Source organism: Aliiroseovarius lamellibrachiae (assembly GCF_018599245.1).
Lineage (GTDB): Bacteria > Pseudomonadota > Alphaproteobacteria > Rhodobacterales > Rhodobacteraceae > Aliiroseovarius > Aliiroseovarius lamellibrachiae.
Window position 1 is genome coordinate 90,004 of the sequence record NZ_JAHEVJ010000009.1, and the last position, 12,992, is coordinate 102,995.

13 protein-coding genes are annotated in these 12,992 nt (G+C 56.1%); 7 read left to right on the forward strand and 6 right to left on the reverse strand.

Going from position 1 to position 12,992, the window contains the following annotated elements; genetic code table 11:
- Positions 1-97: 97 nt before the first annotated feature.
- Genes KKW20_RS15075 through KKW20_RS15090 form a run of 4 tightly spaced genes read left to right on the forward strand, consistent with a single transcriptional unit; the run spans position 98 to position 4,366 of the window.
- Positions 98-1,249 carry an amidohydrolase gene (locus KKW20_RS15075; protein WP_214568738.1) on the forward strand — a complete coding sequence of 384 codons (1,152 nt, stop codon included), beginning with the start codon at positions 98-100 and terminating at the stop codon, positions 1,247-1,249.
- Positions 1,246-2,439: a diaminopropionate ammonia-lyase gene (locus tag KKW20_RS15080; protein WP_214568739.1), complete on the forward strand. Its 1,194-nt coding sequence runs from the start codon at positions 1,246-1,248 to the stop codon at positions 2,437-2,439. The genes KKW20_RS15075 and KKW20_RS15080 overlap by 4 nt, the downstream gene beginning before the upstream one ends.
- Positions 2,432-3,610 (forward strand): M24 family metallopeptidase, encoded by a 1,179-nt coding sequence (locus KKW20_RS15085; protein WP_214568740.1) that lies wholly within the window; start codon positions 2,432-2,434, stop codon positions 3,608-3,610. Before KKW20_RS15080 ends, KKW20_RS15085 begins: the two co-directional genes overlap by 8 nt.
- Before the next feature lie 9 nt (positions 3,611-3,619).
- A complete protein-coding gene (locus KKW20_RS15090; protein WP_214568741.1) occupies positions 3,620-4,366 on the forward strand; it encodes a maleate cis-trans isomerase family protein in 747 nt (248 codons plus the stop codon).
- Positions 4,367-4,386: 20 nt separating this feature from the next.
- On the opposite strand, the gene KKW20_RS15095 is transcribed toward KKW20_RS15090, so the two are convergent.
- Positions 4,387-6,363: an oxidoreductase gene (locus KKW20_RS15095; RefSeq protein ID WP_214568742.1), complete on the reverse strand. Its 1,977-nt coding sequence runs from the start codon at positions 6,361-6,363 to the stop codon at positions 4,387-4,389.
- Positions 6,364-6,527: 164 nt separating this feature from the next.
- Positions 6,528-7,049 (reverse strand): cytochrome b, encoded by a 522-nt coding sequence (locus KKW20_RS15100; protein ID WP_214568743.1) that lies wholly within the window; start codon positions 7,047-7,049, stop codon positions 6,528-6,530.
- A 204-nt stretch (positions 7,050-7,253) separates the two neighbouring features.
- Between KKW20_RS15100 and KKW20_RS15105 the strand changes: the two genes are divergently transcribed.
- Together KKW20_RS15105 and uraH are read left to right on the forward strand one after the other, a co-directional pair.
- On the forward strand, positions 7,254-8,279 hold the full coding sequence (locus tag KKW20_RS15105; protein ID WP_214568744.1) for a type I glyceraldehyde-3-phosphate dehydrogenase: 1,026 nt from the start codon (positions 7,254-7,256) through the stop codon (positions 8,277-8,279).
- Between the two features lie 20 nt (positions 8,280-8,299).
- Positions 8,300-8,653, forward strand: a complete 354-nt coding sequence (uraH, locus tag KKW20_RS15110) for a hydroxyisourate hydrolase (RefSeq protein ID WP_214568745.1) — start codon at positions 8,300-8,302, stop codon at positions 8,651-8,653.
- Here the strand turns inward: uraH and KKW20_RS15115 are convergent, their stop codons facing one another.
- From KKW20_RS15115 to KKW20_RS15125, 3 genes are read right to left on the reverse strand one after another with little or no spacing between them, the layout of a single operon-like run.
- Positions 8,654-9,202: a biotin transporter BioY gene (locus tag KKW20_RS15115; RefSeq protein WP_214568746.1), complete on the reverse strand. Its 549-nt coding sequence runs from the start codon at positions 9,200-9,202 to the stop codon at positions 8,654-8,656. It lies immediately after the preceding gene.
- Between the two features lie 21 nt (positions 9,203-9,223).
- Positions 9,224-9,838, reverse strand: a complete 615-nt coding sequence (locus KKW20_RS15120; RefSeq protein WP_214568747.1) for an energy-coupling factor transporter transmembrane component T family protein — start codon at positions 9,836-9,838, stop codon at positions 9,224-9,226.
- Complete coding sequence (locus tag KKW20_RS15125; RefSeq protein ID WP_246534631.1) at positions 9,813-10,550, reverse strand: energy-coupling factor ABC transporter ATP-binding protein; 738 nt, start codon at positions 10,548-10,550, stop codon at positions 9,813-9,815. The genes KKW20_RS15120 and KKW20_RS15125 overlap by 26 nt, the downstream gene beginning before the upstream one ends.
- A gap of 336 nt (positions 10,551-10,886) precedes the next feature.
- Here KKW20_RS15125 and KKW20_RS15130 point away from each other — a divergent pair, with 336 nt between their 5' ends.
- Positions 10,887-12,494 (forward strand): GMC family oxidoreductase, encoded by a 1,608-nt coding sequence (locus tag KKW20_RS15130; RefSeq protein ID WP_214568749.1) that lies wholly within the window; start codon positions 10,887-10,889, stop codon positions 12,492-12,494.
- A gap of 1 nt (position 12,495) precedes the next feature.
- On the opposite strand, the gene KKW20_RS15135 is transcribed toward KKW20_RS15130, so the two are convergent.
- Entirely contained in the window at positions 12,496-12,960 is a 465-nt protein-coding gene (locus tag KKW20_RS15135) for an Lrp/AsnC family transcriptional regulator (RefSeq protein ID WP_214568750.1), read from the reverse strand.
- Positions 12,961-12,992 lie beyond the last annotated feature (32 nt).

Genomic DNA, 12,992 nt, shown 5'->3' on the forward strand with positions numbered 1-12,992 from the left:
CGAACCACGATGAATTTAGTCACAAAACACCAAATATCCTATCACATCTTGCTTCACTTCCCCATGATCTTGTTACCACACCGCCCATGAGGACCCCATGACCGACTTTCACGACAAGCTGATCGCGATGCGTCGCGATTTTCATCGCCACCCCGAGCTTGGCTTTCACGAAGCCCGCACCAAATCTGTGGTTGCGGATCATTTGCGCGCGCTTGGGTTAGAGGTGCATGAAGGCGTCGGCGTTGTCGGGGTTCTAAAGGCTGGCCAAGGCAATCGCGCGATTGGGTTGCGCGCGGATATGGACGCGCTGCCCATTCACGAAACATCTTCGCATGATTATGTTTCTGTGGACGCGGGCAAAATGCACGCCTGTGGGCATGATGGCCATATGACAATGTTGCTCGGGGCCGCTGAAAAGCTGTCGCAGGATCCAGATTTTGACGGGACTGTCGTGTTCATTTTCCAACCCAATGAGGAACATGGGCTTGGGGCGAAAGCGATGATCGACGAGGGGGTGCTTGCGCGTTTTCCGATCGAAGAAGTTTATGCAATCCATAACCTGCCCGGCGCGCCAGAGGGCCAGATCTCATCCCGGACCGGTCAGATTTGCAACAGCGAAAGCCTGTTTGAAATCACCATTCACGGCCAAGGCGGACATGCCTCGATGCCGCAGGTCGGCGTGGATGCCATCACGGTTGGCGCGGAGATGGTGCAAGCTTTGCAGACCATCGTGGCACGTAAACTCGCGCCCGGATCTGGTGCTGTGGTGTCTGTGACCGAATTTCTGACCGATGGGCAACGCAATGTGCTTCCTGGACGCGCGACCTTAAAGGGCGACGTGCGGGCCCGATTGCCGGAAGATCGCAAAGAAATTGAACGTCATATGCGTCAGATTGCCACAGGCGTGGCCCTTGCGCATGGGATCACAGCCGATGTGTCTTTTGTGACCGAGTTCATTGAGACCATCAACAGCGCAGGCCCGGTCGAAGCGGTTTACCGCGCGGGGGAAAGCGCCGGGTGCGAGGTTGTCAAAAACCGCCCGCCAATGAGTTTTTCTGAAGACTTTGCGCATTTCTCAGACGCGGTTCCCGGATGTTTCCTCCTTCTTGGCAATGGGACCACTGGTCCAAACAGCCAACCGCTTCACGCTGCAGATTATGATTTTAACGACGCGCTTTTGCCCATTGGGGCCGCGTTTTGGGTGCAATTGGTCAAAGACCGTTTGCCCGCACGAAAGGACAGAGGATGACTGATGTTTACGCCGCCGCGACGCTAGAACACGTTTCGGGAAACCCGACTTTTGGCGATGCCGCCACACGCGTTTTGTCACCGAAAGATTTTGCAGACGCCTGGGATGAGATCACCGCATGGGACGGATATGCCCCAACACCGCTGATCAATCTTGCGGGGATGGCGAAGCATATTGGCGTGGCCCGTTTGGATTACAAACACGAAGGTCCGCGGTTTGGATTGGGCAGCTTCAAGGCGCTTGGCGGGTCTTATGCGGCGATGCGGGTGCTTGGCCGCGAGCTGTCAAACCGATTGGGGCACGACGTCACATTGGCCGACATCCGCACCGGAAAATACGCAGATGACTGCGCCAAGATCACCTTGGTGTCCGCCACCGATGGCAACCACGGCCGCTCCCTTGCCTGGGGATGCCAACGCGTTGGCGCCCCTTGTCGAATTTACATTCACGCCGAAGTCAGCGAAGGGCGCGCGCAGGCCATGCGCGATTTGGGCACAGAGGTTATTCGGATTGATGGCGACTATGACGCCTCTGTTGCATTGGCACGGGAAGAGGCCGATACCAATGGCTGGTTTGTTGTTTCCGACACCTCTTGGGAAGGATATTCCGAACCGCCGCGTGACGTGATGGCAGGCTACGGCGTGATGACAACAGAGGCCTGTGAAGCCTTGGATCAAGCCCCCACACATGTGTTTTTACAAGGTGGCGTTGGCGGATTGGCCGCGTCAGTAGCGGCCCTTTTGCGCCAATACTGGGGCGCGGATGCCCCACGCGTTGTCATCGTGGAACCTGATCTTGCCGCCTGCCTTTTTGAAAGCGCACGGGCGGGTGCGCCGACCACCGTCAACATTGCCGAGGAAACCATTATGGCCGGGCTTTCATGCGGTGAACCTTCGGAAATGGCGTGGGAAATTCTAACCGAAGAGGCCAGCGATTTCCTGACGATGCCCGACAGCATCGTTGGCCCAACCGTGCGCGGATTGGCCCGGCCAGAATTTGGCGACCCTGTGATTGAAGCCGGGGAAAGCGCCGTGGCTGGTTTGGCGGCGGTGATTGCGGCGCGCACATCAGATGCGCTTTCAACAAAGCTGGGCTTGAACGACACATCACGCGTGCTGTTTATTGGATCAGAAGGGGTCACCGACCCTGACATTTTTGCTATGATCATGAGCGGGAAAGACCATGTCTGATACGAAGGCAAACGCCCCAGATCGCGGATTTTCAGAGGCCGAATTTGCAGCCCGCACAGCCAATGCACAGGCGCTTATGGCCAAGCGTGGCCTCGCGGGGATGCTGCTTTTGACCGAACCCGACGTGCGGTATTTCAGCGGGTTTCAGACGCTCTTTTGGCAAAGCCCCACGCGACCTTGGTTTTTATTTGTGCCCGCAAGCGGCAAGCCAATTGCGATCATTCCAGAAATTGGGGCAGCCTTGATGCGACAAACCTGGGTGGAGGATATCCGCACCTGGAGCGCCCCTGCCCCTGAAGATGACGGGATCAGCTTGCTGACCGAATTGTTGTCACCTCTCGCGAACGCCGACGCAACAATTGGGGTGATGAAAGGCCACGAAACCGCGTTGCGCATGCCGCTTGGCGATTACGAACGGTTGATCGCGGGGCTGCCCGGTCTGACCATCGCAGATGCCACCGGAATTCTGCGCGATTTGCGGATGGTGAAATCCGAGGCCGAGATCACCAAGCTGCGCCATATCTGCGCCATCGGGTCCCAGACCTTTGCGCGCGTGCCCGAGTTTTCCCAAAGCGGACAGCCCTTTGAAGAGGTTTTTCGCGCCTTTCGCAGGGAAGCTTTGGCACAGGGTGCTGACGATGTTCCGTATTTGGTTGGGGGGGCCGATCAGGGTGGATATCACGATGTAATCTCGCCTCCCACACGCAGGCCACTTGCCACGGGCGACATCATGATGCTCGATACTGGTGCCACATGGGACGGGTATTTTTGTGACTTTGATCGCAATTGGGCAATTGGTCAGGCGGATGATATGTCTCGTCGGGCCTATGATGTTTTATGGCGCGCGACCGAGGCAGGTATTGCCGCCGCACGTCCCGGCACCACCTGTCGCGAGCTGTTTCAGGCGATGCAAAATGTGATCTGCGAGTTGGACAATCAGGGTGGCGATGTCGGTCGCCTTGGGCATGGCTTGGGCATGCAGCTCACCGAATGGCCCTCTCATGCTGCTTTTGATGATACGGTGATCAAAGAGGGCATGGTGCTGACGTTGGAACCCTCTTTGGGGTACGGCGATGGGCGCATTATGGTGCATGAAGAAAACATCGTTGTGCGCACTGGCGGTGCAGAATTGCTGACCACCCGCGCCGCACCAGAGTTACCTGTGATCTAAGGGGACGATATGAAGCTTGATTTTCAAACGGATGACGGGATCGGCACCCGCGCCAACATGGGTGTGATTGTCCTTGAAACAGACGAGACGCTAGAGCATGAATTTGCCCAGATGATGGATCTTGATGGGGTCGCCCTGTACCATTCGCGCATCCCAATGGTCGCGGAAATCAAACCCGAAACATTGGCCCAAATGGAAGCTGATTTGCCGGCATCCGCACGGCTTTTGCCGAAATCCCTGTCTTTTGACGTGATCGGATATGGCTGCACCTCCGCCTCAACCGTGATTGGATCGGACAAAGTGGCCGCGGCAATCAGGTCGGTTTGTCCCACCGCCCAAGTGACAGATCCGCTGGCCGCGATCATTGCCGCCGGGAAACATTTGGGGGCGCAAAAGCTGGGCTTTGTCACGCCATACGTGGCAGAGGTTTCCGCCCAGATGCGAGGCAAGCTGGAGGACGCGGGATTTGAAATCACCGGGTTTGGCTCTTTCGAGGAAGGCAATGATCAAGTGGTGGCCCGCATCACCGAAGCCTCAATTGTTAACGCGGCAGAGCGCGTCGCCAAGATGGCCGATTGCGATGCGCTGGTCATTTCCTGCACAAATTTACGTTGCTTGAACATCATTGATGACATCGAGGCCCGAACGGGCGTTGCCGTGATTTCCAGCAATCAAGCGTTGGCGTGGCACATGCAAAAGCTTGCCGGGCTCACCACGTCCCGCAAGGGCATGGGAAGGCTCTACACCGCAGAATAGAGCCTTTTCTGTGGCGATTGTCAGATTTTCAGTCCCGCAACCCGGCCATCATAAATCGCATAGGCCGCGTTACGCGGCGCATGTGCATCCCCAAGCAATTTGGCCGCAACCCCCAGCTGTGACAGCTCTGTCCACAACGTCGTATCCGCATGATTGACCGTGGCCAAAACCAAGGACTGCGCTGCGATTTTTTCCGACTTCCCGGTTAAAAGCGACACGACCTCGGCCCCATCACCGCCCCAGTTTGTGATGGCGCTTTCCGTCACGAAACGCACACCCAACTGTGCCAACCGCTTGCGAAGTGGGGCGTCTGTGGCAGAGCGCAGCAGCTCTTTCCCCACCACCGGATCTGGGGTCACAAGGGTAACATCATGCCCTTCTTCAGCCAAAAGCCATGCCGTGCCGCAGCCTTTCCAGTGCCCCCCTTCATCCAACACAATCACCTGTTTTCCCAATCGCGCCGCGCGTCCCATCACATCTGCGGCTGACCAAACCTGAGCGTTCAATCCGGGGAGTTCTGGCACATGGGGCAGCGCCTTTTGAAACCCCGTTTCTGGGGGCAACGACCCGGTTGCCAGGATCACCTGGTCCGCACCAATGGCCGCGATTTCATCGGCATCAAGATAGCTGTTGTATCGAAGGTCCACGCCAAGCTGTGTCAACTGACGCTCGTACCACGCCAGCAAATCCAGAATTTGCGCCCGACGTGGTTGAAGGCCTGCCAATCGAAACTGTCCGCCAAGATCAGAGGAGGCCTCGGCCAAAATCACTGTGTGACCACGTTCCGCTGCGACACGCGCCGCTTCCAAACCGGCGGGACCCGCGCCGACAACAAGCACTTTCTTTGCCACTTTCGCAGGAACAAACCGATCCCCACCCCAAAGATGCTCGTGACCTACAGAAGGGTTGATGAGACAAGAAATATAGTAATCACGCCCCCGGCGCCCCCAACATTGTTGATTACACGACAAACACCCCCGAATATCTTCGACACGACCTGTCAGCGCCTTGGTCATCAAATGTGGATCAGCGATTTGGCCACGCACGATCGACACCAGATCCGCGCCCCCTGCCCCCAGCACGGTGTTTGCATTCTCGGCTGTCCGAATGTGGCTTTCCGCGGTGACAACAGCATGCTGCACCACAGATTTTAGGCGGGTGGCCAAATCAACACCAAGGTTTTCGGCATACTGAAAGCTAGGGATCAGCGTGTAGAAATCAAAATAGCTACCGGACCCAACCGTGACATAATCCATCAAGGTCTCTTGGTCGTGCAATGCGATGATCTCGGCCATATCCTCTCGCCCCAACGCGGCCTCAACCCCGGGTTCGTCATTCACGGAAAGTCCGATAATAAAGTCAGGGCCACAGGCGTCGCGGATACGGCGCAAAATCTCGCGACTTAACCGGGTGCGATTTTCAAGCGAGCCGCCCCAATTGTCGTCACGCGTATTGGAAAAGGGCGTCCAGAACTGATCGAGCAAACTGTGATAGGCGGCCCAAACCTCTACCCCATCAAACCCAGATTTCTGGCAACGCTTTGCGGCCTCGACAAAGGCGTCAATCGTTTCTTCGATTTCCGCTGCGCTCATTTCATGGCTGCCATCACTGTCATGATAACTCGGCCCCCCAGAGGGCGACCACGCGGCATGAAAACTGTTGTCTTGATCCCCATGCGCGCCCACATGATAAAGCTGTTGGATCATCACCGTCCCATGCGCCTGACAGGCCGACGTAAGGCGCGCAAAAGGCTCTATCACCTCATCACTGGAATGGCGAAAGTTGCCCCGCGTCAGAACGGCGGCGGGATGCACGGGCATTGGTTCAACCACAATCATCGCCGCCCCGCCGATGGCACGTTCCAGATAATAGGCAAGATGCTGATCCCCGGGCATGCCCTGTTGCGCCATATTCGTGGTATGCGCCCCGAACACCACCCTGTTTTTCAGTGTCTTATGACGCAGTTTTAGGGGGTTGGTCAGATGGGGGAAGCTCATTTCTACACCTCAAAATTTTGCGCCTGATCTTGAGAAAATCAGAGCACATTCCCCCCGTCTGGCGCAAATACGGCATGTGAGGCGTCGTTTATTAAGGTTCGGAAAACGAAAATCGGGCCTGCTCAGCAACGCTGAACGGACCCGATTTCCCGTCGTAAATGTGATCACTCTTCTGCGGTTTTCATCCGGGCAATCAAATTTGTCTTCAGCACAAACTGATGAAACAGCGCAGCCAACACATGCAGCACCACCAAAACCAAAAGCGGCAGCTTCAGAATATTATGCACAATGGCACCCAGTTCCACATCGCCAAACCACGCCAATGCCCCGCTGAGCGGCATGAGGATCATCAATGCATATAAGGTCCAATGGGTAAGATGAGCCGCAAGTTTCAGCATTGGTGCCTCTTGTTCAGGCGGCAGGGGCGCACCGCGTGTCGCCCGAAGTCTCAAGCGCCAAAGAGTGAAGGCAAGGATCAACACACCCGCGAGGACATGCGCCAAGACGAGCGGGTCAAACGAGATTTCCAGCCCTTTTGTATAAGCGCGCCAAGCCTGCCCGATGGCGTCATTGAACAGATATTGTGTGACAATTAAGGCCGCGACCACCCAGTGAAGGCGGATTTGGCTAAGGGAATACCCTTTCGGTGTGTTCATTTGATCCTCGCATACATCAGGCACGTCCATGTGCCGAAATTCCGTTTTGCCCAGTTTCTGGACCATTCCTGAGTAGAACGAATAGGGATGGATTTTCCGTCGCGCGTTTTAAACTTCAATGCTGTTTTACGCATCCTGACCTGCGATATTGCCCGCCGCATAACGCATATTTCCCTTGCACCCCACGACCGTCTGGCGTTCTGTGGGCCGGTTGCCACTACCTAGGAACCAGCAATGACACAGCCTCGGAAAATCAGAATTGGACTGAATGGTTTTGGCCGGATCGGCCGTTCTATCCTGCGTATCCTAATGGCGGGGCCATCAGATTTTGAGGTGGCCTTTATCAATGACATCGAGCCGCTTGAAACCTGTGCCTATCTGTTCAAATACGACAGCGTGTTTGGTCCTTGGGCGGGCGAGGTCGAGGCCCTAGACCATGGGCTACGGGTCGGCGAACAGATCATCCCATTTCACGCCTTGCCCGATATCTCGGTCATGGATCTGTCCGATGTGGATGTGGTTCTGGAATGCACCGGGATGGCGGGTACACGGCCGATGGCAGAGCGCGGATTGGCGGCTGGCGCAAAACATGTGCTGATTTCCGGCCCCTCGAATGAGGCGGACATCACGGTGGTTCTGGGCGCCAATGATGCCGACCTGAAAAACCAAAAAATCATCTCTAATGCCTCTTGCACAACAAATGCCCTCGCCCCGCTATTGGCCGTCTTGGACCGCGAATGGGGGTTGAACGGTGGGCATATGACCACCGTTCACTGCTATACCGGCAGCCAGCCCACCGTTGATAAACCCCGCGCCAATCCGGCACGGTCACGGGCGGCGGGTTTGTCGATGGTCCCCACCACAACCTCGGCGCACCAGTTGGTTGGAAAAGTATTGCCACATTTGGCTGACCGGATCGAGGCGCGTGCCATTCGGGTCCCAACCGCTTCGGTCAGCTGTATCGACTTGGTTGTGGATCTGGACAGAGCCCCGAATGCAAATACTGCGCGCGCGCGCCTGTACGAAATCGCGACAGAAAGCCCGGTTCTGGGTTGGACCGATGAACCGCTTGTCTCCAGTGATTTGCGTATGCGCCCAGAAAGCCTGGTCTTGTCTGGCCCCGAACTGTCTGTCAGCCAAGGCGGACTTTTGCGCGTGTTTGGCTGGTATGACAACGAATGGGGCTTTTCCAACCGGATGCTCGACATGGCCCGAATGATCAGTCAGTCTGGTGAAAATGAATGCGCCCAAACGGGGTGATTTTCAAACAGGAGTTCCCGATGTCCGGTTATTTGACCACTCATGTACTTGACACCGCGCGCGGCTGTCCCGCCAGCGGTCTAACGATCGACCTTTACCGCATCGAGGGCGACACCCGCACGCATCTGCGCAGTCTGGTCACCAATTCGGATGGGCGCACGGATGAACAGATTTTACCCGCGGAAGAGTTTTCCTTGGGCACATATGAGCTTGTGTTTCATGCAGGCACCTATTTGGATGCCATCGGCACCCCGCCCGAAGAACCAAGGTTTCTGGATGTTATTCCGCTTCGGTTTGGGATGTCAGAAGCAGCGCATTATCATGTGCCGCTTCTGCTTTCACCATTTGGCTATTCCACCTATCGCGGCAGCTGATCAGCTTCGCGATAACACACTGGCTGGGCGCGCTTTGTAAATTGCACCTGTCACCAAACCTGCCAATACGGCTTTGATCACATCACCCGGCATAAAGGGCAGCATCGCGGCAACGAGCGCTTCGCCCAATCCTGCGGGTTTCATCAGCATGTAATAGGGCACGGCGATCAGATAGAGCGCGCCAATCCCACCGACAACTGCGGCAACACCCGCCACCAGCGAGACCTTGTCAGACCGCCAGTTTTCCATCACCAGACCCGTCACAAATGCAGCCACTGGAAAGCCAAACAAAAAGCCCGCCCATGGTGTCGAAAATACGCCCAGACCACCACGGCCCCCGGCCAAAAGCGGCAGACCAGCAGCAACCAGAACCAAAAACAACACCACCGCAAGCGCGCCGCGCTTTGCGCCCAGAATAGTGCCACACAACATGATGCCCATGCTTTGTGCGGTGATAGGAATCCCCGTTGCCAGGGTGATCTTTGGGATCAGACCCAGCGCTGCAATCAAAGCAGCAAATAGGGCAATCATCGTTACATTTCGTTCCATACGTCTCACTCTCTTATATTTCTATTTCTGTTGGTTTTCGGTGATCCCGCCGCGCGCGCGCAGGGCGTCTGCAATATGATCGGCATCGTCAAGGGCAAGGATCGTAAACGGAAAGATGATCCGCCATCCGGGGCGCCGTGCGGATCGGGCCCGCCAAGCTTGCGCCAACCCCTGCCCTTTTTCCACAAGCACGGGTGTGAAGCGGATGACCAGCGCGATCGCAATCTCCAACGCTTCGGTCGGCAGGCCAAGCCGCTTGAGGGGGCGTGTTAACCAGCGGATCACCGCGATAAACTCAGAAAGCTGCGTGGTCATTGTGACGAGATTGGCAAGCCCAACAGCCGTCACCATACGCAACACAATCACGGCGCCTTCATAAGGGGTGCGGGTGACAATGTGCCAGATCGCGATGATCACGACGAACATCCAAATCACCTTGACCGCCCGCCATCCAGCCGCCGCAAAGTCGCGTCCGGGGGCAAGATACAGCGCGAGGGTTGCGACAAATGCAATCAAGTGGAGCGACAGAGTTTCGATCTGAAACAAAACAAGTGTCGCCAAACAAAGCGCCCCTAACTTGGCACCTGCGGGCCAGCCATGCGCGCGGGTTTTAATCGGAGAGGTCAGTGAGATCATTGCCCTCGCCTTTCTTGGTCATTTCACCCACGAACGCAGCCAAGACATCAGCCGACGCACCGGATCCGGCGACACGCCCTTGGTCAAGCCAAACGACATGATCGTAGCCCGCTAAATCTTCGGGGGCGTGGGTAACATGAACCAATGTCCCTTGATACCGCGCCAACCGCCGGGACAATTGCGCGCGCGTTGGCAAATCCAGGCCGGAAAAGGGTTCATCCAACAAAAGAACCTTGGGCTGCATGGCCAGCACCGATATCAAACAAACGAGCTGCTTTTGCCCTTGCGACAAGCGGGCAACAGATGCCTCAGCCCAATGGGCGACACCATAGTCTGTCAGCCAGGTTAGAGCCTCTTTTTCCGCATCTAAATGATCATGCCCCATTTGTTTCAGACCAAAACTGATCTCTTCGATGACCGTCGGGAAAATAATTTGGTGATCGGGGTTTTGAAACAGAATGCCAACGGTGGAAAGCGCCCCTTTTCGGTCACGCGCTGGATCAATTCCGGCCACCGAAACACGGCCTTTTTCCGGCTGAGCCAACCCAGCAATCACCCGCGACAAGGTGGTTTTCCCAGACCCATTTCGCCCAACAATTCCCACACGTCGGGCACAAAAGGACACCGAGATATCCTCTAGAATTACCCGCCCTTCACGCCCAAATGTGACGTGATCCAATGCGATCTCCGGCAAATGTGTTGGCGTGGTCAAGCGGGCGTCCTTTGCACTTTCTCGTCGCGGCATGTTTCACACCAACCGCGGCAGATTCGCATCTTTCCTGCTTGTAAAAGGTTTGCCCAAAGAGCGCTGCAAGAAAATGCAGCTCCCTTTACCCTACGTAACGGAATATCCGGGCATCCTTGCGCAAAGCCCCCTACCCTGTGCCATCATGTAGCACGGCAACTTGCCCAATCCAGTGCTGGCCCGGACGGCTTGCAGATGGGCCTGCACCCTGATCATTGATAAACAACGGCTGATGAATATCGGTCATTTACTTACCACGCCTCAAACGCAATCTTATGCAAAAGACAAAACAGGGTGAGCAGAATGAAAGATCTAGGCGATTTTGACTATATTATCGTTGGGGCTGGTTCCGCCGGATCTGTTTTGGCCAATCGTCTGTCAGAAGACACAAGCAAAACCGTTCTGCTGCTTGAAGCGGGCGGGCGCGACACGTACCACTGGATTCATATTCCTGTCGGATACCTTTATTGCATCGGCAATCCTCGCACAGATTGGTGCTATCACACCCAAGAAGAAGCCGGGTTAAATGGCCGCGCGATTGGATACCCCCGCGGTCGTGTCCTGGGGGGCTGTAGTTCAATCAATGGCATGCTTTACCTACGTGGACAGGCCCGCGACTATGACATCTGGCGACAGATGGGCAATAATGGGTGGGGCTGGGATGATGTCCTGCCATATTTCAAAAAATCCGAAGACCATTTTGCCGGTGCCGATGACATGCATGGCGCTGGCGGCGAGTGGAAAGTGCGTAAGCCACGGTTAAGTTGGGAGATTTTGGACGCGTTTTCCAATGCGGCACAGGCGGTGGGCATCCCAAAATCCGACGATTTCAATCGCGGGGATAATGAAGGGGTCGGATATTTTCAGGTCAATCAGAACAACGGATGGCGCTGGAGCACCGCAAAAGGGTTCTTGCGCCCCGCAAAATCTCGGCCAAATCTGCGCATCGAGGTGCACGCCCAAGTGGATCGGCTGGTGCTGGACGGAAAACGCGTGACGGGTGTGGAATTCACCCAAGACGGAACGCAGGTTGCCGCCCGATCAAGAGGCGAAGTGATCTTATCTGCAGGGGCGATCAATTCCCCCCAGATCATGATGCTTTCTGGGATTGGGCCAGCGGCCCATTTGGCGGATCACGGCATTGACGTCGCGCATAACCTGCCCGGCGTGGGACAAAACCTGCAGGATCACCTGCAACTGCGCTGCGCCTATAAGGTAACAGGTGTGAAGACCTTGAACCGAATGGCCGCGACATGGTGGGGGCAAGCAAAGATTGGTCTCGAATACGCCCTGAAACGTTCTGGCCCCATGTCGATGGCCCCAAGCCAACTTGGGGCTTTTGCAAAATCGGACCCATCTGTAGCGACCGCAGATCTGGAATTTCATGTGCAGCCATTGTCCCTGCCAAAGTTCGGCGAAGACCTCGATCCATTCCCGGCATTTACGGCAAGCGTTTGCCCATTGCGCCCGGAAAGCCGCGGGGAAATTCGCCTGCGGTCGGCCACGCCCACCGATAAGCCGGTGATCGCGCCCAATTATCTATCCACCGAAGCGGATCGTTTGACCGCAGCGCGCGCGATCCGCCTGACGCGGAATATTGTCGCTCAATCCCCATTGGCAAAATATCGACCAGAGGAGCTTCGCCCCGGCCCCGGCTTTGACGATAGCGATGCGGCTTTGGCCAATGCCGCGGGTGACATCGGCACCACAATTTTCCACCCTGTTGGCACCGCGAAAATGGGATCAGACCCCATGGCGGTGGTTGACGATCAGCTCCGGGTACGGGGGATTGTGGGGCTTCGGGTTGTTGACGCCTCTGTCATGCCGAATATCACGTCGGGAAACACCAATTCTCCGGTGATCATGATTGCCGAAAAGGCCGCGGATATGATGAAGGCGGGTCAGGGTTAACCTACTCCCGCCGCGAAATACCCGTATAGGATTTTACGCTGCGCAGAATGACATTGGTTTGCGCGCTTGCCACCGCCGGCAAGCGAAACAACACCTCTTCCAAGAACCGATTGTACGCCTCAAGATCGGACACAATGACCCGCAGATGATAATCCGCCTGACCTGTGGTTGCGTAACATTCAACCACCTCGGGCCTGGTTTCTATCACGCGAATGAACTCGGCCAGTTTCTCGGGGTCGTGACGGGTCAATTGCACATGCACCATGGCCTGAAACCCCATCCCCACACGGGCCGGATCCAACACAGCCGCATAGCGTTGGACCAACCCTGCCTCCTCAAGCGCCCGAACGCGCCGCCAGCAAGAAGAGGCGGACAAGCCAGCAGCCTCGGCCAGACCCGCATTTGAAATGCGGCAATCTTTTTGCAAAAGGGTCAGAAGTTGCCAGTCAAAATCATCGAGATCCATTTGGTCTGTATTTCCTATTATTTGCGTATATT